Here is a 22426-nt window from a genome sequence, read left to right on the forward strand (position 1 = left end):
CCTCAATCATCTGTGGGAATCAGCGTCATCTATATTTTCTAAAAAAGAAAAAGCACCCTAAAAAGGATGCTTGATATTATTTAAATAGCTTTCAGTTATTTTTCCCAAACCAAAGCACTTGCTCCCAGGATGGCTGCATCTGCTTCGTCCAGCTCACTGAATACTAATTTTACTTTATTTCTAAAGATTGGAAGAAGGTTTCTTTCCATATGCAGTTTTGCAGGCTTTAAGATAAAGTCTCCTGCCTTGATGACCCCTCCGAATAAAAGGATTGCCTGTGGTGAAGAAAACATTACAAAATTAGCTAATGCTTCACCCAGTTTTTGTCCTGTATATCTGAAAACTTCAATAGCAATCGGGTCTTCTTTTAATGCACATTCATACACTGTTTTAGAATTGATTTCCTCTTCAGGATATTGGTTCAGCATAGACTCTGCGAATTCTGCTCTCATCTTTTTTGCTGTGATTGTAATCCCTGTTGCAGAGGCATAAGCTTCCAGACTTCCTTCAGAACCTGTACTCCAGTGTTTTCTTCCTCCCGGTTTTACAATGGTGTGGCCCAATTCTCCGGCAAAGCCATCATGTCCATAGATCAGGCTTCCATTGGCAATGATTCCGCTTCCTACTCCTGTTCCCAGAGTGATCATGATAAAGTCTTTCATTCCCCTTGCTGCTCCGAAAAGCATTTCCCCTAAAGCTGCTGCATTTGCATCATTGGTCACAGTACAAGGCAAATTAAACTTAGCCGTCATCAGCTCTGCAAAAGGAATGACACCTTTCCAGGGCAGGTTAGGAGCCAGTTCTATAGTTCCTTTGTAATAGTTTGCATTGGGTGCACCTACTCCGATTCCGTCGAAATTTTTTTCAGTACCATGTTTTTCCATTAAAGGATAAACGTGTTCATATAAAGCATCGATAAAATCTTCCACTCTGTCATAGGCATCGGTTCTAAGGTTTCCTTTGTCCAGAACTTCTCCACGATGATTGACTATTCCAAATTTGGTATTGGTTCCGCCAATATCAACTCCCAGAGCAACTTGTTTTGATAAATCTATTAATGACATTCTATTATTAAATTCTAGGGGCTAAAATTATAAAAAAGATTGTATTAATGGATTAAGAACTGCATTTTATTTAAAATTTTAGGCTGTTTTTAACGGTTTTTTCTTTTTCCGTCCCCACCAGATCATAAATCCTGTTACCGGAAGTGATGCACAGATAAGACTGACAATAAAGGCAATAATCTTGGTAGGAAGCCCTAAAATGGATCCCACGTGGATATCATAATTGGATCCCACTACCTTTTCACCGAAATTTTTGTCTTTCTGATCATGGGTATGAAGCAATTCTCCTGAGTTTTCATCGAAGATCAGGCTGCTGCTTTTGTGATAAGAATAGCTAAGGTGTTTTACATAGACTTCAAAGTTAGGATGCTCGTGGTCATCCATATGTTCGTGGCCAAGATCTATCGCAAATCCATAAGAATCCGGATATTTCTGTTTCACTGTATTGATGATTTTATCCAGAGTTCCTTCCGTTCTGAGTTCAATGGGAGCCTTTGTCTTGATGTGTGAAAAATCCGGGTATTTGGTTTCTCCCCCGGAGAATAGTACATAGATCATAGCCTGAACCACAAAGAAGGCATAAAACAATCCGGTTATAGAGAAAATTAAAGCAAAGATGGAAGCATAAAATCCTAAGACATTATGAAGGTCATAGTTCTTTCTTTTCCAGCTCTTGATATTCTTCCACTTGAATGCAAAACGTTGTTTTCTTGCTGCTTTGTTTTTGGGCCACCACAGAATAATCCCGCTGATCAGCATAATGATGAAAATGATTACCGGTATTCCTACTACATAAGTTCCCCAGTCCTGTTTTAAAAGGTAGCTCCAGTGAATCATTTTTACAATATTGAAAAAGCCGTTTTTCTCGTCATACACCCTCAGCACTTTTCCGGTATAGGGATTGACATAGGCGGCTTTATAGACAGGAAATTCATCAAAATAATTCCAGGCGTCCGTATTGTGTTCATACCAGTAGAAGACATACGACAGTTTTTTGTCGATAGGAATATTGACCCAGTGGACAGGATATTTTTCTTTTACCTGCTCTGCAACGGATTTTTCCATTATTCTAATGGGAAGAACCTGCTTCTGCTCAATATTTTGTTCCTGATGGTAAATGACATCTTTACGGGTAAAGTTTTCTACTTCATCTTTAAAGACATACAATGCCCCTGTAATGGAGATAATAAAAATCAGAAATCCTATTCCCAGCCCGAACCACAGGTGCAGTTTTGCAGACCATTTTTTAAAGAATCCCGGTTTTTTTTTATGATGATGCTTTTTATTCATATCGTAATTGAAAACTAACGCAAAGATAAGTTTTAGTTTTATTTAGTTTAATTAAAATTTATATTCAATCATGAAAGTTCCCCTTGCTCCCAGAGAGTTGGTGAAATCACTGTCTCTGGCAGCCCACCAGGCAATTGACGGCTGGTAAACTCTGTTGAGAATATTTTCAACCCCTAAAGATACCTTCCAGTTGTTGTTTACCTCGTAGCTTGCTTTTAGGTTAAAAACAGTGTAGTCCGGAACATATCCTTCCCCATAAGCATATAAACCTGTTGTTGCATTAGGATCAAATCTGTTCTGTCTGAATGAATGAAGCATATCTACTCCGACAGATAATGTCTGGATAGGCTTTACCTGAGCATAAGCCAGTACTTTAGGTGCTGAAATTCTGCTGTTGTTGATTTTTGCAGAATAATCTCCATTGTCATCCGGAGAAGTAATACCTTCCATCCAGCTATAGCTTCCTCCGAACTGAAGCCATTTGACAGGTGTAAAATGCAGAAATCCTTCCACTCCATAAATTACTTCAGGAGCTCTTTTTATGGTTAAAGCTCTGTCTGCACTCTGTACAAAGGTTGCTCCCAGTTTTGATGTACTTACGTAGGAAGTCAGCTCATAGTTAAGCCAGCTGGAAAGCTGTCCTGTTGCTCCCAGTTCGTAATTATTAACAATGATGGGTTTTGTTTCAAGGTTTTGAATCGTCTCAGAAGTTGAGGTTCTTAGAATTCTTCCCAGCTCATTGATAGAGTAGGCCTGTGAAAAGCTTCCGAAAAGATTGATATAAGGTTCAATATTATAGCGGAGACCTATATTTCCCACTAAGGCATTATAGCTTAGTTTTCCTCCGTTTACAGGAATACTTTTGGTAAATGTTCCATCGTTTTTAATAACAGAAAGGGTGTTGAAATCATCTACATTGACCTTGATGTTTTCATAGCGAAGCCCTCCTTTAATGGTTAGCTTTTTAAGCAGATCAATTTTTACCAACAGGAAAGGCGCAATATTGGTCATACTCATATTGGGAGTCCAGAAGCGTCCGTCTTCCAGTTTTTGTACCGTTTGATCATTTAAAATATCAGCTCCATAGATAATTTCTCCCTGAGAATTTTGAGTATTCCAAAGCTGTGTATCAAAATTAAATCTGGCTCCTGCTTTTTTGGAAATAACATTGGATTGCCCTCCATTAAAAAACGTATCGCTATATCCGTAAACTGTTTTAAAATCCTGGTAATAAAGATTAATATTTAAGGCTGTTCCGGCAAATAAGTTTTTGTTATCATAACTTAGTCTGATATTGTGGTTCTTTGGTGTCCCCTGAGGTGTTGTTTCCAGGCTTTTCCCTTCTCCTTGTCCAATAGTAGGTTCAATTCCGTAAACACCTGTCTTTAATCCTAAATTAAGATTTGATCTTGATGAATAGCCAATATAGGATGCTTCAATTCTCTGATTGTCATTGATATCATAACCTAGCTTCAGCATTCCGTTATAGTTGTCCATTTTTGCGGTACTGTAAGTTGGGCTTAGCATGACACCGTCTCCATCTTTCATATAACCCGTTCTTTCATAGGCCAGTGATAAGGTATAGTCAAATTTACTGACCTTTCCGGTTAAAAGCTGGCTGGCTCTTACGCCTAACGTTCCTCCATAAGACTGCTCTGTAATACCAATCTGAGAAATCCCGGAAATCTTCTTATCAGTTTTACTTCTTTTCGTAATATAGTTGATTATACCACCGTCTGCACCGTTCCCATAAATGGAGGATGCCCCTTTTATCACTTCAATTCTTTCAATAGCTGAAGGATCAATTACTCTTAAATCCCTTGCCCCGTTCCGAAGTGGAGTAGACTGTGGAATCCCGTCGATTAATACCAATACCTGACGCCCTCTTAAGGTCTGACCTGTGTTGGAAGTCTGACCGGAATTCGTTCCTAAACTTGGAACGGTATACTGAAGGATACTTGTGATATCTGAATTGACGGTCAGCTGAGACTGTATCTGCTTTTCTGCAACAACAGTGATAGAGCTGGGAACTTCTTTAATGTTCTCCTTCTTCCTTGAAGCGGTCATTACGACCTCATCCACATTCTTGGTCTGTAAACTATCTTTAACCTGAGCAAAAACGGTTGTCGTTCCTAAGCAGGCAGCTGATAAAAGCATTTTTTTCATTATATTTTTTTTCCTTTTTTCTTTCTTTTCCCCCACCAGACCAGAAATCCGGTTACAGGAAGTGATGTACAGATGAGACCCGCGATAAACCAAATGATTTTTCCAATGATCCCGAAATAAGATCCGGTATGGATATCATAATTGGCGTTAGAATATTTCTCGGCGGTATTGAGTTTGTGATGAGGTTTGTTGGCTAGTAGTTTTCCTGAATATTTGTCAAATGTCAGGATATTTCTTTCACTGTATCTTCCGTCAAGTCCGTATACGGTTACCGGAAGATTTTTCAGTTCTTTTCCTTTTTTATTTTTTCCGTTTAGATTAATTCTGAAGCTGGATGATTTTGCATATAATTTTTCTGTCTGAGCTGCAGCCAGATCAAAAATAGCTTCATTCTTCGCCATCAGAGAGTCCGGAGATTTTCTTTCTTTTTCCTTAGGAAGTTCCCAGGAACCGGATAATGCAAACGTAAACGTGTTTTTTACATAGGGATATGCAAAATAAAGTCCTGTAACGCTTAATAAAAGTGCGATAAATGATGCATAGAATCCCAGGATATTATGGAGGTCATAGTTTTTACGTTTCCAATTTTTTACATTTTCCCAATTGAACCAAAAACGCCCTTTTCTGGCATTTTTATTTTTTGGCCACCATAAAATGATTCCAGTGATCAGCATAATAATAAAAAGAACAGTTGGGATTCCTACGGTGTACGGTCCCCATTCTGAATTCAGCAAAAGTCCCCAGTGGATATACTTCAAGATACTGAATACATCATATTTTTCATTGTAGACGGCAAGGATTTCTCCGGTATACTGATTCACATAGACCTGCTTGTTGATGAGTACCTGCTGAAAATAGTTCCATCCTTTCTTACTTTTTTCATAGTATTCAAACTGATAGGACTTGGTTTTATCCAAAGGAATTTCTACAGCACTGATAGGATACTTTTCATTAAGCTCCAGCGATACTTTTTCACGAAGCAGAGTAATAGGCAATGGCTTTTTTCCGATATCCTCTTTTTTGAGATCAATGGCTTCTTTGCGTAAGCTATTGTGTATTTCGTCCTTAAAAACATATAAAGTCCCCGAAAGAGAGACTATGAATACAATGATACCAACGGACAAGCCAAACCACAAATGTAGTTTTGCGGACCATTTTTTTGAAGAAGCTTTCTTTTTATTGTGATGCTTTTTTCTCATAGCAAAAAGTTAACCCCGTGAGGGGCTAACCTTTAATTTTTTTAAAATTTATATCCTATTGATAATCTCCAGTTACGAGGAGCATTGTAGATCCAAGCATATTCGCCGGCATCTCCTCTGTATCCACTGTAAAGTTTTTTGTTAAGGACATTATTCAATATTAGATTGACATCGAATTTTTTGGCAACATACGAAACCCCGAAGTTGGTATCAAAATAATCCGGAAGGCTTTGATCTTTTGTTGCACCTACCCCAAACCAGGATTGTCTTCCTCCCTGATACTGATAACCAGCTGAAATTCCGAATCCTTTCATAAGGCCATTTTCAAACCTGTAGCTTACCCAAGTATTTTGTACATTTTTCGCATTTCCCGGAGACTGAATTCCAATTCTTGTAGGATCTGTGTCTTTGATGGTTTTTGCATCAGTATAAGCATAGTTGATAACAATGTTCAACCCTTTGATGATTTCTCCTTTGATATCTGTTTCAAAACCTCTTGCTCTTTGTTCACCTGTAGCAACCTGGAAAGGATTTCCTCCATTTTGTTCTTTAGGTCCTGCAACAAGAATATTTTGTCTTCTGATTTCGTAAACGGCAAAAGTAGAGTTCCATTTTCCACCGAACCAGTCTTTTTTCAATCCGAACTCAATATTTTGTCCTCTGAAAGGATCTGTGATCTGAGTATTATTGATTCCTACTGCAGATTGTGGAACAAAAGTTTTATCATAGATTCCATACGCAGAGAAATCGCTTAGGATAGAATAGCTAATTCCGACTCTCGGTGTGAATTCTCCTGCTTGATTTCTTGGAACAATATTTTCCGGAGAATAATATGGATATCCGGCATAAGTGGTACCACTTGTATATCTTCCTGCTAATGTTATTCTTAGCTTATTGTTAAACATTTCAATTTGATCCTGAGCATAATATGAAGTATATTTTACGCCTTCATCATCATAAAAAGGAGCAGATGGGTTTAATGTGTAAAAGTCAGAAGAAGGAAGTTTTGAAGGATCTACACCATACTGAACATTATAAATATCAATCGGGAATGGTCCACCTGCAAAAGATGAAAAGTCTGCCTTGTATTTTCTGTCACCATAATCAAACCCTGCAATGATTTTATGAACAATATTCCCAGTATTAAGAGTTCCTCTTACATAGGTCTGGAAAATGTGATTTTTTCCTTTAGCTTGCCAGTTGCTTAATGTTCTGTTTAATACATTTTTATTATTCGGATCAAAAGTTCCCCACCATGAACCTCCGTCATATGTAAGATCCATGTAAGCATATTGTGTACTCCAAACCCAGTCTTTGAAAAGCTTTTGATCTAAACTTAAGAATAAACTCTGATCTTTTACTTCAGTCTTCTTGAAGTTAGGATCATTAAAATTGGTGTGTACATTCAGTGAGGCATATCCGTCATTAGACATCAGATAAGCTCCCGGCTGATTGAATTTTAAATACTGATAATTGTACTGTGCAGTAAATGTAGTGCTCTTTGTTGGTCTGAAAGTAATAGACGGAGCAACAATAATTTTGCTTGTTTTATCATTTTCAACCCACGAATTGTTAGAACTTCCCATTAAATTGATACGGTAATCTAAAACACCGTCTTTTACAAGAACTCCATCCAGATCTGCTTCACCTCTGAAAAGGTTATAACTTCCGGTAGTGAAACGTACACTATTGGCAAATTTCCCGGTTGGTTTTTTGGTTACCACATTATAAAATCCGGCAGGATCTCCCATAGAACCCATAAATCCGGCAGGTCCTTTTACAAACTCTATTCTGTCAATAATAGAGGCATCAGGGTTAATAGGTCCCCATGTAGAAGAAACGTTCATTCCGTTCATAAAAGTGGAAATACTTGCTCCTCTCATAAAAACATTGGAATACACATTATCCCAGTGTTCTACTTTTCTTGCACCACTCACATTACGAACAATGCCCTCAGACATATTTAATGTAAGCTGATCGGCAAGAACCTGTGAGCTTATCGATTGTACATTCTGTGGAAGCTCAAGGATCGGAGTCTGGATTCTCAATGAACCAGAAACCTCGTTGAGTTTGTATTTCTGATAATATCTTCCGTTAACAACTACTTCTTCAATATCATTGGATTTGATGGTGTCTTTTTTTTCCTGCGCGAAAGTTAATATTGTTGTTAACAGAGCGGCTCCTATAGTTAATTTTTTCATTGTTGATAAAGCTCAGTGCTTTGAAAAATAATTATGAATTAGAATTTATAAGTAACAGTTCCTACTGCATTGATTAGTCTTTGTGGATTTGCTGTTGTATATCCAATCCAGTAATGTTGGTTGGTAAAGTTGTCTACTTTCACTCCTATTCTGAATTTTTTAGCATCGTAATATGCGTTGGCATTCAAAACAACATAAGAAGGTAATGAGAATACACCGTCTTTTGCATTGTAAATCTTATTTTCACTCGCATAATTTCCGCCTACACCAAAACCTAGGCCTTTAAGTTTTCCATCAAGGAATTGGTAGCTAGCATATAAATTAGCCAAATAAGGAGAGCCGGAAGTATTAGGTCTTAAATCTAAAACAGATTCATCAGCTTTCGTATATTTTGAATCATTATAGCTAAATCCAGCTATGGCTGTAAAACCTTTTACCAGGTAAGCATTGATCTCAAGCTCCACCCCTCTGCTTACAATAGTACCGTCCTGTATTTGTGCATTGGCATTCCCTTCAGAAGGTATATTTCTAAGAACATCTTTTACTTTGATGTTGTAATAGCTGAAAGTAGAAGATACTTTTCCATTAAAAAGGTTGGTTTTGATTCCTCCTTCTACTTGATTGGCTTGTTCTGGATCTGGAGTTCTTATGACTTTGTTTGCATCTGTGTAAAAAGTCAGGTTTTTAAAACTATTCTGATAGTTTCCAAAAAGGGAAACTTTATCTTTAATTACTTCATATACAATTCCCAGTTTAGGAGAAAAGAATGTCTGTTTAAATTGCTCAGTTTCTTTTGAATTTGCAGATCCTATAATCCCTGGATGATTGTTGAAACTATCAACTCGTAATGCCATTAAAACATTAAGATTATTTGTGATATTAAGAACATTGGAAATATAAACAGCGTAGTTTTCCTGTATTCCTTTTATGATATAAGGCGTTTCATTTCCTGTTATAGCATTATATTTTTCCTGCAGTGTAGAACCGTTAAAATTGGTATAATTAAAACCAGGCTGATGCAAAGGAACAGGAACGGATGTTCCGTCTGGTCCTTTGTCGAAACCGTTGATATCGTAGAAATTTTGATTGTTATTCACCCTTAAATAATCAAAACCAACCACCACTCTGTTTCTTAGGTTTCCGATACGGAAATCGCCGTTGAAGTTTTGTTGGAAATTAATTGATCTTTTTCTACTGTCTCTTGTTGATTGGTCACTTCTATACATCATATTTGGATCTGTTCCCATAAAATATAAATAGGGCATAAATCCGTTAGAATAACTGGAAGATGAACTGAAATTAGTAGTAGAGGTAATGGAATTTGATATTTTATAATTAACCTGTCCGAAGAAATTGATGCTTCTTCCGGTATTGGTAAGGTCTTTTCCTAAGTATGAATTTTTGTAGTCAAGATTAAGATCTTTAATATTGCTAACCTTTTTTAGATAATCCCCTGAGTAGAAGAAAAAGGTCTGGTCACTCATATTTTTCATCTGAAAGAGTTCCATATCCAGATTGATACTTAGACGATCTGTTGGTTTATAGCTTAAGCTGGGAGCTATTGCTAAGTTTCTTCTGAAACCCTCTGTCTGGAATGTTCCTTCATTGGTATATGCAGAATTTAACCGGAACAATAGTTTTTTATCTTGTGTAAGAGGCGTATTAATGTCTACTGCAGCTCTATAAGTGTCATAACTTCCTCCGGATAAATTAATGTTTCCTCCGAAAGTTTCATAAGGCTTTTTGGTAACCCTATTGATTACTCCTCCGTAACTGGTCAGTAAGCTTCCGAATAATGTTCCAGAAGGGCCTTTTAAGACTTCAATTTTTTCTAAATTAATGGCATCTATAGTTCCGGTTACTGCTCCTAAAACACCATTTCTTAAAGAGTTGGCAGATACAAAACCTCTTAAACTTACATAAGCCCCACCATCGCCCGCTCTTCCGTTAGATGTCCACATCGTTTGTAAACCTGTAATATTTTTGAAGGCATCATCTACGGTATAAATTCCTTGATTTTCTAAAATGATTTTATCAACACTAGAATAGACTTGTGGGTTTTCAATAGCTTTTAAAGGCATTTTGTTTGAATATTCACTATCTTTTTTCACATACGTGTTGATGATAACTTCATCAATGCTTTTGGTGGCAGCAGAGTCCTTTTTCTGAGAAAAAGCCAGCATTGAGCCTAGCATAGAAGCACAGATCAGTACATTTTTCATGAAAGTCAAATTTTTTGCAAATATATTATTTTTAACTGTTCTAAATAAATTAAATGATTGATATTTGTCATAAAATTATGATATCCACATAAAAAAAATCCGCTCCAGGCAATGCTGAAGCGGATTTTTTATAATATTCTGAATTATTTCTTACGCTGGAATTTCTCCTTTGTATAAGAACGAAATAATTTCTTTGTTTAATTTGTCGATCATCTCACTGAATAAGTGGAAAGACTCCTGCTTATAAATGACAAGTGGATCTTTCTGCTCGTAAACAGCTCCTTGTGAAGATCTTCTTAAGTCGTCCATCTCACGAAGGTGAAGTTTCCAGTTTTCATCAATAAGAGACAGGGTAATGTTCTTCTCGAAATCAGTAACCAGACTCTCACACTGAGTATCATAAGCTTCTTTAAGATCAGCTACAATAGTCATTGTTTTATGACCGTCTGTGAAAGGCACCTGAATCATCTTAAACATTGAACCTTGATTTTGATATACATTCTCAATAATAGGGAATGATTTTTCTTTCAATAGGTTCAGTTTCATCTGATAATCTTCCTGAGCAGCTTTGAATAAGATATTCGTTAAATCCTGAATGTTTTTGTTACCAAATTCGCTTTCAGAAACAGGAGATTCCATAGTGAAAGTTTTGATAATTTCATATTCAAAATCTTTATAACTTCCGTTTGCTTTTCCTTTCGTAACGATAGAATTGGCAACATCGAAAATCATATTAGTGATGTCATATTTCAAGTGATCTCCGAATAGAGCATTCTTTCTTCTCTTATAGATTACGTCACGCTGCTTGTTCATTACGTCATCATATTCTAGAAGTCTCTTTCTTGTTCCGAAGTTATTCTCTTCTACTTTTTTCTGAGCTCTTTCGATAGATTTACTGATCATAGAATGCTGAATGACTTCACCATCTTTATGACCCATTCTGTCCATCATTTTAGCAATTCTTTCTGATCCGAATAAACGCATCAAGTTATCTTCAAGAGATACATAGAACTGAGAGCTTCCAGGATCTCCCTGACGTCCCGCTCTACCTCTTAACTGTCTGTCAACACGTCTTGAATCGTGTCTTTCAGTACCGATAATTGCTAAACCTCCGGCTTCTTTTACTTCTTTAGAAAGCTTGATATCCGTACCACGACCTGCCATGTTGGTTGCAATAGTTACAACGCCCGGCTGTCCTGCTCCTGCAACGATCTCTGCTTCTTTTTTGTGAAGTTTCGCGTTCAGTACCTGGTGTGGAATTTTTCTTAGCTGAAGTGCTTTTGAAAGTAACTGAGAAATTTCAACAGAAGTTGTACCTACCAGTACTGGTCTTCTTGCTGCCGTTAATTTTTCAATTTCTTCAATGACAGCGTTATATTTTTCTCTGTTAGTTTTGAAAACTAAATCCTGTTTGTCATTTCTTAAGATAGGACGGTTGGTAGGAATTACCACAACATCTAATTTGTAGATTTCCCAAAGCTCTCCCGCCTCTGTTTCTGCAGTACCTGTCATTCCCGTAAGTTTGTTGTACATACGGAAATAGTTTTGAAGTGTAATCGTTGCAAAAGTTTGAGTTGCTGCCTCAATTTTTACATTTTCCTTTGCTTCAATGGCCTGGTGAAGACCGTCTGAATAACGACGTCCTTCCATGATACGACCTGTCTGCTCGTCAACGATTTTTACCTCTCCATCAATCACCACATATTCATCATCTTTCTCAAATAATGTATAGGCTTTCAACAGCTGGCTCATCGTGTGTACACGTTCTGATTTTTCAGCAAAGTCAGAGAAAAGTCTTTCTTTTGCTTCAAACTCTTCTTCTTTAGATAAGTTTTTAGCTTCTACTTCAGCAATTTCAGTCCCGATGTCAGGAAGCACGAAGAAGTTGGCATCAGAGTTCCCTTGAGACATGTATTCAACACCTTTGTCTGTAAGGTCAACCTGATTGTTCTTCTCTTCAATAACGAAGTAAAGATCTTTATCTACGATCGGCATGTCACGGTTGTTATCCTGCATATACTGTGCTTCCACTTTTTGAAGCAATGCTCTGTTCCCGCTTTCCGATAAGAATTTGATTAATTGTCTATTTTTAGGAAGACCTCTGTAAGCCTGAAGCAATTTGAATCCTCCTTCTTTGGTGTTTCCTGCTGCAATTAATTTTTTTGCTTCATTAAAAATAGCAGAAACCGTTTTCTTTTGAACTTCAACAATTCTGTCAATAGATGGCTTTAAAACATCAAATTCCTGTCTGTCTCCTTGTGGAACAGGTCCGGAAATAATCAATGGTGTTCTTGCATCATCTACCAATACAGAGTCTACCTCATCCACGATAGCAAAGTTAAGTTCTCTTTGTACCAATTCTGAAGGTGAAGCCACCATATTATCTCTCAGATAATCGAAACCGAATTCATTATTGGTTCCATAGGTAATATCTGAGTTGTATGCTTTTCTTCTTCCGTCTGAGTTCGGCTGGTGGTTGTCTATACAGTCGATAGACATTCCATGGAACTGATAAAGAGGACCCATCCAAGCGGAGTCTCTTTTCGCAAGATAGTCATTCACGGTTACCACGTGAACCCCTCTTTCAGGAAGTGAATTTAAATAAATAGGTAATGTTCCTACCAAAGTTTTACCTTCACCGGTAGCCATTTCGGCAATCTTACCTCCGTGAAGAATGATTCCTCCGATAAACTGAACATCATAGTGGACCATATCCCAAACTACTGGAGTTCCGGCAGCATCCCATGAGTTTTTCCAAACAGCTGTGTCTCCCTGAATTTCTACGAAATCTTTCCCCATGGCAGCTAATTCTCTATCCCAGTCATTGGCTGTTACACGGATTTCTCCATTCTGAGCCCATCTTCTTGCCGTTTCTTTTACCAATGCAAAAGCTTCCGGAAGGATCTGAGCAAGAACTTTCTCTTCAATTTCGTATGATTCTTTCTTTAAAGACTCAATTTTTGAGAAAAGAGCTTCTTTCTCGTCAACATTTGTTGAGTTCTTTATCTGCTCTTTTATCTGTTCTATTTGAGCTGTAATTTTACTGGTTGCAGATTTTATATTCTCTTTAAACTCAGCAGTTTTTTGTCTCAACCCGTCATCCGTTAATTGTTGGATATTAGGTTCTACAGCTTTGATTTTTGTTACAACTTTTTTTACTTCTTTTAGGTCCTGCGCTTTTTTGTCTCCCAAAAACCCTTTAAGAACTTTGTTTAAAAAACTCATAAATTTTTTGCTTTATGCTTAATACAAGATGCCTTAAGCGTTTTAAATGACACGCTTATCGTGTTACTATATAAAAAGGGCAAAAAAGCTCTAAGCACACAGCCTAAAGCTTATCGCTTTATTAATATTCGTCCTCGTTCCAAAGGAAATCTTCATCCGTAGGATAGTCACTCCAGACTTCCTCGATAGATTCATAAATTTCTCCTTCGTCCTCAATGGCCTGAAGGTTTTCTACTACTTCCATAGGTGCACCAGTTCTGATTGCATAGTCAATAAGCTCTGCTTTTGTCATTGGCCAAGGTGCGTCACTTAGATAGGAGGCTAATTCTAATGTCCAGTACATAATTTTCTAATTTTTTGCAAAAGTATAAAAATAGGTTATATAATAAGCTTTTTTATACTTGATTTTCAATTCTTTTTATAATTTTTTTTGATGATTGCCTGTCATAAACCGTCTTACAGTGATGTCAGCAATTTACTAATGTCGTTTTCTCAAAAACCATTCCACAAATTTTTTTATGCCATTTTGGAAGTCTGTGCTTGGCTGATAATCTATTAAAGCCCTTGCTTTGGTAATATCTGCATTTGTTTTTGTGACATCTCCCGGCTGCATTGGCAGATTTTTTTTCATGGCAGTCATTCCCAATGCTTCTTCTATGGTAGCCACCATCTCAGATAAAGTGACTACCTGGTTTTCTCCCAGGTTAATGATCTCATAGATATCAGAGTGGTTTTCCAGATAAAGAACAGACTTTGTAATCCCGTCAATAATATCGTCAATATATGTATAATCTCTTGCTGTATTTCCGTCCCCATAAAAAGGAATTTCCTGACCCTCTACAATAAGTTTTGTAAACTTGTGTATGGCAAGGTCCGGTCTCTGTCTTGGTCCGTAAACTGTAAAAAACCTAAGCTGAATCATATCAATCTGATAAAGGTCATGGTAAACATGGCCTAAAATTTCTCCACATTTCTTTGTGGCAGCGTAAGGTGATATAGGATTGTCTACATTGTCTGTTTCTGCAAACGGAATTTTATCATTATTGCCGTAAACACTTGAAGAGGATGCACAAATAAATTTTTTGATATTGAAATCTTTACATAGCTCCCAAAGGTTCATACTTCCTCTGACATTGACTTCCTCATACTCCAGAGGTCTTTCAATAGAAGGACGAACGCCGGCAAGTGCTGCCAGATGGATCACCATGTCTATTTGATGATTTTTAAAAATATTTTCGAGTCCTTTTTTGTCTCTAATGTCCTGATGGTAAAGGGAATATTTGTCAGAATGAGAGAGGTTGATTAAATGTTGAATATCTGTCTCTTTGTCAGAGAACTCAAAATCAGAAATTATACCAATAGACTCTAAAGTATTTTTGATTTTTACATGATAACTGTAGAAATCATCAAAATTGTCAATGTTTATGACAGAATGTCCATTTCTTAATAATCGTTCAATTAAATGAGAGCCGATAAACCCGCTTCCTCCTGTTACAAGATAAATCATCTGTGGTTTTTTATAGCGCAAAAATATAAATTTTACTTTTTGAAAAATATAATCATTAAATTTACTTAAAAAAGTAATATAAACTATAAAATATAATATGCAGTTTCAAGGGCAAATTTTAAAAATGACAAGCTATGATGCAAAACCAATCCAATACTATCTCAATCTTTCAGGGGATCTGATCCATATGAATGAGTTGTTTGGAAAGGAATTAAGCATCAAACATATCGGATTCCAATGTGTGAACTGTGGGAAGGATAAAGCGATTTATAGAATGGGATTCTGCAAAAATTGTTTTTTTGAAAGTCCTTATGCGAGTGATACTATTATCCGACCTGAACTTTCTACGGCACATTTGGGAGTCGCGGAACGCGATCTGGACGTTGAAAAAGAAATTCAGCTTCAGCCGCATACCGTATATCTTGCTTATACCGGAGATGTTAAAGTAGGGGTGACAAGAAATACACAGATTCCGACAAGATGGATTGACCAGGGAGCTACTTTTGCTTTACCTATTGCAAGAACAGAAAACCGTTATGAAGCGGGAATGATAGAGGTTGCCTTAAAAGATCATCTGGCGGACAAAACCAACTGGCGAAAAATGCTTCAGGATGATTTTGAAGATGAGATAGATCTTGCTGATTTCAGAGAGAAAATTAAAGAATACTTCCCTGAAGATTTTCAAAAATTCTATAGTGAAGGCGAAAATCTCTGGAGATTTGATTATCCTTTTGAAAAACCGGAGAAAGTGACTTCGTTTACCTTGGATAAAAAGCCGGAATTTACCGGAAAACTTACCGGTATAAAAGGGCAGTACCTGGGATTTGAAGGAGGTAACTTTATAAATATAAGGGGACACGAAGGGTATGTAATTGAGCTGGGAATATAAACCACTAAAAAACCTTATCGGTTCTTCCGGTAAGGTTTTTAATATCAATTTTGTCTGCTCCTTAATCTATAGATAGGTGCGGTCTTATTCTGAACAATAGGACTCTTAAAAAGAGAGAAGATATATCAATAAATCTTATCTTTAAGCTAAACTAAAATCACAATATGAAAAGATGGATTAAAAAGTTATTAATTAGTCTTGGAATTTTGGCAGGAATTCTTCTTGCTGCGAATTTCGGATTGAACTTATGGCTTAAGACCCAGCTTCCGGATTATATTAAAAAGAATACAGAGTATAAAGTATCTTATAAAACACTTGATGTAGATCTTAGTACAGGAAATATTTTAGCTACCGCTATTTCTGTAAATAGTAAAAATCCACAAAATACTAATGTTATAGGGCTACAGGGAACTATTGATACTTTAAAAATAAGTCGTTTTGGCATTTACGATGCCATTTTCAATAAAAAGATAAGCTCCACAGATTTACTGTTGGCAAAACCCAATCTGAATGTGGTCCTTGCAAAGCCTGTTGAACAAAAGACAGGTAAAAAAAGAAATCCGTTTTTATTTGAAAATATCAGAATCAATGACGGGACTATAGCAATTTTCAAACCTACCAAACAAAAATTTTTGTCTGTACAGCATCTGAATCTGTTTGTAGAAAACCTACAGATGACCGAAGAGTCTGTAGAGCGAAAACTGCCTGTGGTTTTTGACCGTTATAGTATTAAAGGGCAGAAATTCTTTCTTCGGCCAGGCGAAGTATATGCCATTACCATTGATTCTATTAATACCACAGACGGTCAGATGTCAATAAAAGACTTTAAACTGATTCCGCTTTTGTCTTTTGATCAGTTCAAAAAGTTTTACCCCGGGAAAACAAACCTGTTTGAATTTACCATTCCCAGGATGGATTTTAAAGATATAGCTTTAAATAAAAATAAGGTTTCTCTAGCCAATGCTGATTTCCAAAATCCTGTTCTTACAGTGTATAATACAGGTGTAAAAGCTAAGAAAACGGAGAAGAAATCAAATTTTGAAGTTGATTTAGAAAATATAAAACTTACTAATGCAGTGGTTAAGGTGAATAAGCCGGATGGAAATAATCTTCTGTCTGCCGGAAATCTTAATTTGAAAATCAATCAGCTGAAATTCAGTAAAGAAACGTCAGAAAAGGTTATCCCTCTCGGATATAAGGATTTTACATTTTCAGGAAAAGATATTGTGTATTCTGATCATCAGAACATTAAAATAGAAAGTGTGGCCTTAAAGCCAACAAGTGGAGAAATCAGAAATGTTACTTTAACCCCGGCAGTTTCTGCGAGTGAACGGACAATAATGGATGGAACAATCCGGCATATTGCATTTAATATTAACAAACTTGAGTTTATTGACAGAAAACTGGCGCTGGACCTGAAAGATGCTCTGGTAGAAAATGTAAATGGAACGATCAGGGGAGGGCATAATCCTGCAAAGCCTAAAAGTCCCCATCCAGGAATTATTCATTCGGTCATTCTAAGGAAAGTTTCCTTGAAAAATTCCAATATTATTTATGATAAAGGAAAACAGCCACTAGCTTTTAATGATCTGAACGCAACGGTGAATGGTATTGAAATCGCTCCTAAACCCAATAATCAGGGACTTTCTTTGAATGTTAAAGACTATTTTCTGACAACGCGCAATTTGGCATATAAAACGCAGTTCTACCATATCAGTCTCGGGCTTTTGAAATTAAATAAGAATAAAATCCAGGTTAATAATTTTGCGATGAAACCTCTCATTTCGAGAGCCCAGTTTATCAAAATGATTCCTGTAGAAAGAGATCTTTATGATTTAAAAGCAGGACAGGTAGATGCTGAAGGCAGTTGGGATCTTTTCTCTCATCAGAAATTTATCAATGCATCCCACGTGACCATTCAGTCTGCTGATGCCAATATTTTCAGGAGTAAAATTCCAAAAGATGATCCTAAGGTAAAAGCTTTATATTCAAAGATGCTGCGGAGTATTAAAATTCCGATGAATATTGCCAATCTGGATCTGAAGAACTCCGCTTTGGTATATGAGGAAGATACTCCCGAAAGTATGGGCCCCGGGAAACTGATATTCAGTCATTTTAATATGAATGTGAAAAACCTGAACTCTGCCAAAGCAAAAGGAAAACCTACCAAAGTCGATATTAAAATCAACTGCTCATTTATGAATCTGGCACCGCTTTCTGTAAACTGGAACTTTGATGTTGCAGATCAAAATGATGTTTTTACAATATCAGGTAGGACGGCCAATCTTCCTGCAAGTGGGATCAATCCGTTTATAAGGCCTTATCTTCATGTGACAGCCACGGCTGGAGTCATCCAGGAAATGCTCTTTAGCTTTAAGGGAAACCCTGCCGGATTACACGGTACATTCAATCTAAAGCATAAAGATCTGAAGATTGCTGTTCTGAATAAAAATAATCATGAAAAGAAAGGCTTTCTGACAGCTGTAGCAAATGTTTTCTTAAAATCTGATTCAGGAAGCTTCCCTGAAGCGGTGACGGTAGAAAATGTAGAAAGGGATCCTACGAAGTCGTTTTTTAATCTCTTTTGGAAAGGGATTGAGTTGGGGTTGAAAAAAACACTGATAGGTAAAAATGTTGAAAAAACGGAAAAAACGGTCAAGAATGCCGTTTCTTCGGTGAAGGAAGTGAAGCAGTCTGTTAAAGAAATAAAAAAGAAAATCAAAGATTCCAAAGATAAACAGCCGGATCCTAAACCACAAAGTGAGAAAAAGAAAGGCTTCTTACATAACGTCTTTAAAAAGAAGGATAGTTCTGCAACGGAATAATTTTTTAAACCATTACGATATCACTATGATAAAAGCTGAATTCCCAAGGATGGAATAAAATTATTTTTAATCAAAATAGCGGTAATGGTTTAAAAAACAATATTTGGAGCGATAGGCTTTAGAAATTAAATTCGTCACTTTCCAGAACAGGAATATCTCTCAAAAACTTGTCAAATTCTTCTCCCGGATAATTGCTGTCTGCTCCATAAGAATCAATGATCATTCCCCGGTTTCCGCTACTGTCTTTTAGGACGTAAAGGACAGCGTTGTCATCAGGGTTACTGTCTCCCTCGAAACGGTATGTTTTTAAGATGGTTAATTCAGATGGCTGATAGATTTTATCAGAATTTTCAAACTTCATTTCACAATTTTCATTCATTCTGAATTCCCTCTGTATTCCCCTTTCAGAAAGTATTTTCATTACTTGGCTTAAGGTGGTCATTCTGTCGAAGTTTTCAGGATTTTCCATAATAACATTTTTATTAATTAGTGCAATAATTAAACCATTACATTTCTAAATATAAGAAAAATAGTGAATTATAATTTCCTTAAAAATAAAGTTTAATGTTAACAAAATTTATAATTCGAAAAATTCAAATAGGTACACTTTTTGCAATGGTAACAGCAATAAATCAAAGAAAATATGAAAAAAGAGGTTGGAGTTTTGCTGGCAGGAGGAGTTGGTCTTTTGGCAGTATTAAGCTTTATAAGCATTAAAAAAATATTAACGAAAAAAGATAAAAAATATAGTGATAGTTATTCAGATTATCACAGACACTTTGATGAAAAAAACCAGGAAGATGAAAATCATGGAGTAGAATTATTCGCGCTGAAGTAGTAAAATAATATATTTAATTATGTTTAAATCCAACGCTTTTGAAAGTGTTGGATTTTCTTTGTGGAAAACTTTAGTGTTAAAACTCATTATTTTATAAAAATTCCATTCTAATTTTACATCAGAATGCAAAACGAAAATTTCAAAAAAGGTCAGGGTGCGCAGCGAAACGTTATCAACCGTTTCGACAGGTATACCTATGAGCCTGAAGATGAAGATTTCGAATCAGTAAAGACCTCTTTTACGGAGGTTTTCCCCAAAACTATTGTGAATCAGGTTAAAAGTGAGGATCTGCCTATGGAATATTCCATGAATCCTTATCAGGGTTGTGAGCATGGCTGTTCTTACTGTTTTGCAAGACCTACTCATGAGTATTGGGGATATAGTGCAGGGATTGATTTTGAAAGAAAAATCATGGTAAAGAAGAATGCTCCGGAATTACTGGAGAAATTTTTCCAGAAACGGGGATACCAGGCTGCCCCGATTCTGCTGTCCGGAAATACAGACTGTTACCAGCCTGCTGAAAGGCAATTTGGAATTACCCGGAAACTATTGCAAATTTGTCTTGACTACAGACATCCTGTCAATATTCTGACAAAAAATGCATTGGTGTTGAGAGATCTGGATATTTTAGAGCCCATGGCAGAGCAGAACCTTGTATCTGTTTCATTAAGTATTCCCACAATCAATGAAGAGCTTAGACGAAAAATGGAACCCAGAACGAGCTCTGCCCCTAATAAATTGAAAGCAATAGAAGTTCTTTCAGAGCATAAAATCCCGGTACATGTAATGGTAGCTCCTATTATTCCCGGATTAAACAGTGATGAGCCCTTATCTATATTGAAATCAATTGCTGATGCAGGTGCATCGGGATTCGGATATACCCTGGTCCGCTTAAATGATACTGTGGAACCTGTTTTTGTCAACTGGATTGAGGCTCATTTTCCGGATAGAGCCCAAAAAGTTTTGAATTTGATCCGTTCTATGCGCGGGGGAAAGCTGGGAGATAAAAGATATTTTGAAAGACAGCGGGGAGAAGGAAATATTGCTGAGATGATTCATAATACCTTTAAAATTGGCAGGAAGAAGTTTTTTGAAGGAAAGGAGTTTCCCAAACTCTCTACGGCAAACTTTACAGGAAGCAGAGACCAGCAGTTGCGGTTGTTTGATTAATTTTAGTATCAAAAAAACCGCTCCCAGTAGGAACGGTTTTATGGGGAAGAAGTTGTTATTAATAGATAACAGGTTGTTCACCGTCCGGACAGATAAATTCAGCCCTGCATAATTCCTTATACGTTATTCCGTCGCTACATACATAAAAGCAGTCTCCGGGAAAAGGATAGCTTATTCCTCCGGAAATAGCTTTCAGTCTGTTTTTACTCAGTTTTTTTAGATTTTTCATATTATTTTTAGTTTGAAGTAACTAAAGATAGTCAAAATACTGATAATTCAGCAATTCTGGAATTATTTTTCGTCAAATCAGACTTAATAGATAAATTGTTAAAGCTTTAATTCATAGGTCCATAGGGTTGGGTTAAGGAGGTGCGGAAAATAAAAAACCACTCTGAAAAGAGTGGTGGATCTTATAAATGTTTTTGAATTTCAATTTTACATTGAATTATCCGGACATTTGAAATCATCACTACATCCTGCACAGATAACGGTGCCGTTGCAGTAATACATACAGAATTCAGGCTCTGGAAGTTTGATTCCTGCTCCAGAAATGCTTTTCAATTGGTCTTTTCTTAGTTTTTTTAAATTTTTCATACTGTTTTAATTAAAAATTTGATAGTAATGTAAATTTATATAAAATATTTTTAACTAATATCGATGTGGTATATAAAAAAATAAAAAATAGTTGGAAGGCTTAAGTATTGAGAATTGCTTACAAGGAAAATAGGCAGTAGCGTAAAAAAATAGTCAATAATTAATCTGCTGTTATACAAAAGATAACATTAAAAACAGATCAATTATTGACTATTATAGTATTATTTCTTAATCAAGCCCAGCTCGATCAGTCTTTCATGTAAAAATTCCCCCGCAGTTGTATCTTCATACAATTTTGGATTGTTTTCATCTACGCAGTTTTCAAGTGCATTTAAAGACATGGCACTGATTGGGTGCATAAAGAAAGGAATTGAATATCTTGAAGTACTCCATAATTCTCTTGGAGGATTTACTACTCTGTGAATAGTAGACTTCAATTTGTTGTTGGTATGTCTTGAAAGCATATCTCCAACATTGATCATCAACTCATCTGGCTCTGCAATAGCATCAATCCATTCTCCGTTGTGGTTCTGAACCTGAAGACCTTTACCCTGAGCGCCCATTAAAAGCGTAATAAGGTTGATGTCTCCGTGTGCTGCTGCTCTTACTGCATCATCCGGTTCTTCAGTGATTGGTGGATAATGAATAGGTCTTAAAATAGAATTTCCTTCTGCAATTTTATCATCAAAATAAAATTCATCCAGACCAAGGTGAATTGCTAAAGCTCTTAGCACATACTGGCCTGTTTTTTCAAGCATTTGGAATGCTTCTTTACCTACTTCATTGAATTTTGGAAGTTCATCAACGATGACATTGTCAGGATACTCTGTTTTGTATTTTGAATCATCAGACAGGTATTGTCCGAAATGCCAAAATTCTTTTAAGTCTCCTCTTTTGAAACCTTTAGCAGTCTCTTTACCGAATCCTACATACCCTCTTTGGCCACCAATTCCTGGAATCTCATACTTGTGTTTCGTTTCCACTGGTTGTTCAAAAAAGTTTTTTACCTCTCCATACAATTCATCTACCAGGTTGTCATCAAGAAAGTGGCCTTTTAAGGCAACAAAACCAATTTCTTCATAAGCTTTTCCGATTTCATTTACAAATTTCTGTTTGCGTTCCGGGTTGCCCGAAAGGAAATCACGCAGGTCTACACTAGGTATTTTATCCATTTTTAGAAATTTACGAACAGCAAAATTACATTTTTTTTAAATTAAATGATTTTAAAATCATTTT

The 22426-nt window shown here is 36.4% G+C and carries 17 protein-coding genes; 4 read left to right on the forward strand and 13 right to left on the reverse strand.

All coding sequences use genetic code 11. From position 1 onward, the window contains the following. Positions 1–95 precede the first annotated feature (95 nt). The 9 genes from B8967_RS17705 to B8967_RS17745 all read right to left on the reverse strand — a co-directional run bounded on the left by B8967_RS17705 (position 96) and on the right by B8967_RS17745 (position 14874). Positions 96–1064 carry an ROK family protein gene (locus B8967_RS17705; RefSeq protein ID WP_047489704.1) on the reverse strand — a complete coding sequence of 323 codons (969 nt, stop codon included), beginning with the start codon at positions 1062–1064 and terminating at the stop codon, positions 96–98. 78 nt (positions 1065–1142) lie between these two features. Beyond that, entirely contained in the window at positions 1143–2354 is a 1212-nt protein-coding gene (locus tag B8967_RS17710) for a PepSY-associated TM helix domain-containing protein (protein WP_047489697.1), read from the reverse strand. Between the two features lie 51 nt (positions 2355–2405). Further along, positions 2406–4520, reverse strand: a complete 2115-nt coding sequence (locus B8967_RS17715) for a TonB-dependent receptor (protein ID WP_084087152.1) — start codon at positions 4518–4520, stop codon at positions 2406–2408. Continuing rightward, a complete protein-coding gene (locus B8967_RS17720) occupies positions 4520–5719 on the reverse strand; it encodes a PepSY-associated TM helix domain-containing protein (protein ID WP_084086933.1) in 1200 nt (399 codons plus the stop codon). The genes B8967_RS17715 and B8967_RS17720 overlap by 1 nt, the downstream gene beginning before the upstream one ends. 41 nt (positions 5720–5760) lie before the next feature. Further along, positions 5761–7920: a TonB-dependent siderophore receptor gene (locus B8967_RS17725; protein ID WP_084086934.1), complete on the reverse strand. Its 2160-nt coding sequence runs from the start codon at positions 7918–7920 to the stop codon at positions 5761–5763. A gap of 38 nt (positions 7921–7958) precedes the next feature. Further along, on the reverse strand, positions 7959–10142 hold the full coding sequence (locus B8967_RS17730) for a TonB-dependent siderophore receptor (protein WP_084086935.1): 2184 nt from the start codon (positions 10140–10142) through the stop codon (positions 7959–7961). Positions 10143–10292: 150 nt separating this feature from the next. After that, entirely contained in the window at positions 10293–13367 is a 3075-nt protein-coding gene (secA, locus tag B8967_RS17735) for a preprotein translocase subunit SecA (protein ID WP_047489685.1), read from the reverse strand. Positions 13368–13488: 121 nt separating this feature from the next. Continuing rightward, the gene (locus tag B8967_RS17740; RefSeq protein ID WP_002662059.1) at positions 13489–13710 is read right to left on the reverse strand and encodes a DUF2795 domain-containing protein; all 222 of its coding nucleotides are present in this window, start codon (positions 13708–13710) and stop codon (positions 13489–13491) included. A 135-nt stretch (positions 13711–13845) separates the two neighbouring features. Then, the gene (locus tag B8967_RS17745) at positions 13846–14874 is read right to left on the reverse strand and encodes a GDP-mannose 4,6-dehydratase (protein ID WP_084086936.1); all 1029 of its coding nucleotides are present in this window, start codon (positions 14872–14874) and stop codon (positions 13846–13848) included. 97 nt (positions 14875–14971) lie between these two features. Between B8967_RS17745 and B8967_RS17750 the strand changes: the two genes are divergently transcribed. Together B8967_RS17750 and B8967_RS17755 are read left to right on the forward strand one after the other, a co-directional pair. Continuing rightward, a complete protein-coding gene (locus B8967_RS17750; protein ID WP_084086937.1) occupies positions 14972–15763 on the forward strand; it encodes a DUF2797 domain-containing protein in 792 nt (263 codons plus the stop codon). Between the two features lie 164 nt (positions 15764–15927). Next, positions 15928–18588: an AsmA family protein gene (locus B8967_RS17755; RefSeq protein WP_084086938.1), complete on the forward strand. Its 2661-nt coding sequence runs from the start codon at positions 15928–15930 to the stop codon at positions 18586–18588. Positions 18589–18706: 118 nt separating this feature from the next. Here the strand turns inward: B8967_RS17755 and B8967_RS17760 are convergent, their stop codons facing one another. Next, positions 18707–19057 (reverse strand): hypothetical protein, encoded by a 351-nt coding sequence (locus B8967_RS17760; protein WP_047489668.1) that lies wholly within the window; start codon positions 19055–19057, stop codon positions 18707–18709. A 174-nt stretch (positions 19058–19231) separates the two neighbouring features. Between B8967_RS17760 and B8967_RS17765 the strand changes: the two genes are divergently transcribed. Next, positions 19232–19426: a hypothetical protein gene (locus tag B8967_RS17765; protein ID WP_047489666.1), complete on the forward strand. Its 195-nt coding sequence runs from the start codon at positions 19232–19234 to the stop codon at positions 19424–19426. 123 nt (positions 19427–19549) lie between these two features. Beyond that, complete coding sequence (locus tag B8967_RS17770; protein WP_084086939.1) at positions 19550–20596, forward strand: PA0069 family radical SAM protein; 1047 nt, start codon at positions 19550–19552, stop codon at positions 20594–20596. A gap of 58 nt (positions 20597–20654) precedes the next feature. On the opposite strand, the gene B8967_RS22575 is transcribed toward B8967_RS17770, so the two are convergent. The 3 genes from B8967_RS22575 to B8967_RS17775 form a co-directional block, all read right to left on the reverse strand. Then, positions 20655–20825 carry a bacteriocin-like protein gene (locus tag B8967_RS22575; RefSeq protein ID WP_179140083.1) on the reverse strand — a complete coding sequence of 57 codons (171 nt, stop codon included), beginning with the start codon at positions 20823–20825 and terminating at the stop codon, positions 20655–20657. Positions 20826–21031: 206 nt separating this feature from the next. Continuing rightward, the gene (locus tag B8967_RS22580; protein ID WP_167449341.1) at positions 21032–21190 is read right to left on the reverse strand and encodes a bacteriocin-like protein; all 159 of its coding nucleotides are present in this window, start codon (positions 21188–21190) and stop codon (positions 21032–21034) included. A 221-nt stretch (positions 21191–21411) separates the two neighbouring features. Continuing rightward, positions 21412–22362 carry an isopenicillin N synthase family dioxygenase gene (locus B8967_RS17775; protein ID WP_047489661.1) on the reverse strand — a complete coding sequence of 317 codons (951 nt, stop codon included), beginning with the start codon at positions 22360–22362 and terminating at the stop codon, positions 21412–21414. Positions 22363–22426 lie beyond the last annotated feature (64 nt).

The organism is Chryseobacterium sp. YR221 (assembly GCF_900176315.1).
In the GTDB taxonomy this organism is placed as follows: domain Bacteria; phylum Bacteroidota; class Bacteroidia; order Flavobacteriales; family Weeksellaceae; genus Chryseobacterium; species Chryseobacterium rhizosphaerae.

Excerpts from the sequence above, each read along its gene's own strand:
- B8967_RS17705 (WP_047489704.1), bottom strand. The coding sequence starts at position 1,064 with ATGTCATTAATAGATTTATCAAAACAAGTTGCTCTGGGAGTTGATATT.
- B8967_RS17710 (WP_047489697.1), bottom strand. The coding sequence starts at position 2,354 with ATGAATAAAAAGCATCATCATAAAAAAAAACCGGGATTCTTTAAAAAA.
- B8967_RS17715 (WP_084087152.1), bottom strand. The coding sequence starts at position 4,520 with ATGAAAAAAATGCTTTTATCAGCTGCCTGCTTAGGAACGACAACCGTT.
- B8967_RS17720 (WP_084086933.1), bottom strand. The coding sequence starts at position 5,719 with ATGAGAAAAAAGCATCACAATAAAAAGAAAGCTTCTTCAAAAAAATGG.
- B8967_RS17725 (WP_084086934.1), bottom strand. The coding sequence starts at position 7,920 with ATGAAAAAATTAACTATAGGAGCCGCTCTGTTAACAACAATATTAACT.
- B8967_RS17730 (WP_084086935.1), bottom strand. The coding sequence starts at position 10,142 with ATGAAAAATGTACTGATCTGTGCTTCTATGCTAGGCTCAATGCTGGCT.
- secA (WP_047489685.1), bottom strand. The coding sequence starts at position 13,367 with ATGAGTTTTTTAAACAAAGTTCTTAAAGGGTTTTTGGGAGACAAAAAA.
- B8967_RS17740 (WP_002662059.1), bottom strand. The coding sequence starts at position 13,710 with ATGTACTGGACATTAGAATTAGCCTCCTATCTAAGTGACGCACCTTGG.
- B8967_RS17745 (WP_084086936.1), bottom strand. The coding sequence starts at position 14,874 with ATGATTTATCTTGTAACAGGAGGAAGCGGGTTTATCGGCTCTCATTTA.
- B8967_RS17750 (WP_084086937.1), top strand. The coding sequence starts at position 14,972 with ATGCAGTTTCAAGGGCAAATTTTAAAAATGACAAGCTATGATGCAAAA.
- B8967_RS17755 (WP_084086938.1), top strand. The coding sequence starts at position 15,928 with ATGAAAAGATGGATTAAAAAGTTATTAATTAGTCTTGGAATTTTGGCA.
- B8967_RS17760 (WP_047489668.1), bottom strand. The coding sequence starts at position 19,057 with ATGGAAAATCCTGAAAACTTCGACAGAATGACCACCTTAAGCCAAGTA.
- B8967_RS17765 (WP_047489666.1), top strand. The coding sequence starts at position 19,232 with ATGAAAAAAGAGGTTGGAGTTTTGCTGGCAGGAGGAGTTGGTCTTTTG.
- B8967_RS17770 (WP_084086939.1), top strand. The coding sequence starts at position 19,550 with ATGCAAAACGAAAATTTCAAAAAAGGTCAGGGTGCGCAGCGAAACGTT.
- B8967_RS22575 (WP_179140083.1), bottom strand. The coding sequence starts at position 20,825 with ATGAAAAATCTAAAAAAACTGAGTAAAAACAGACTGAAAGCTATTTCC.
- B8967_RS22580 (WP_167449341.1), bottom strand. The coding sequence starts at position 21,190 with ATGAAAAATTTAAAAAAACTAAGAAAAGACCAATTGAAAAGCATTTCT.
- B8967_RS17775 (WP_047489661.1), bottom strand. The coding sequence starts at position 22,362 with ATGGATAAAATACCTAGTGTAGACCTGCGTGATTTCCTTTCGGGCAAC.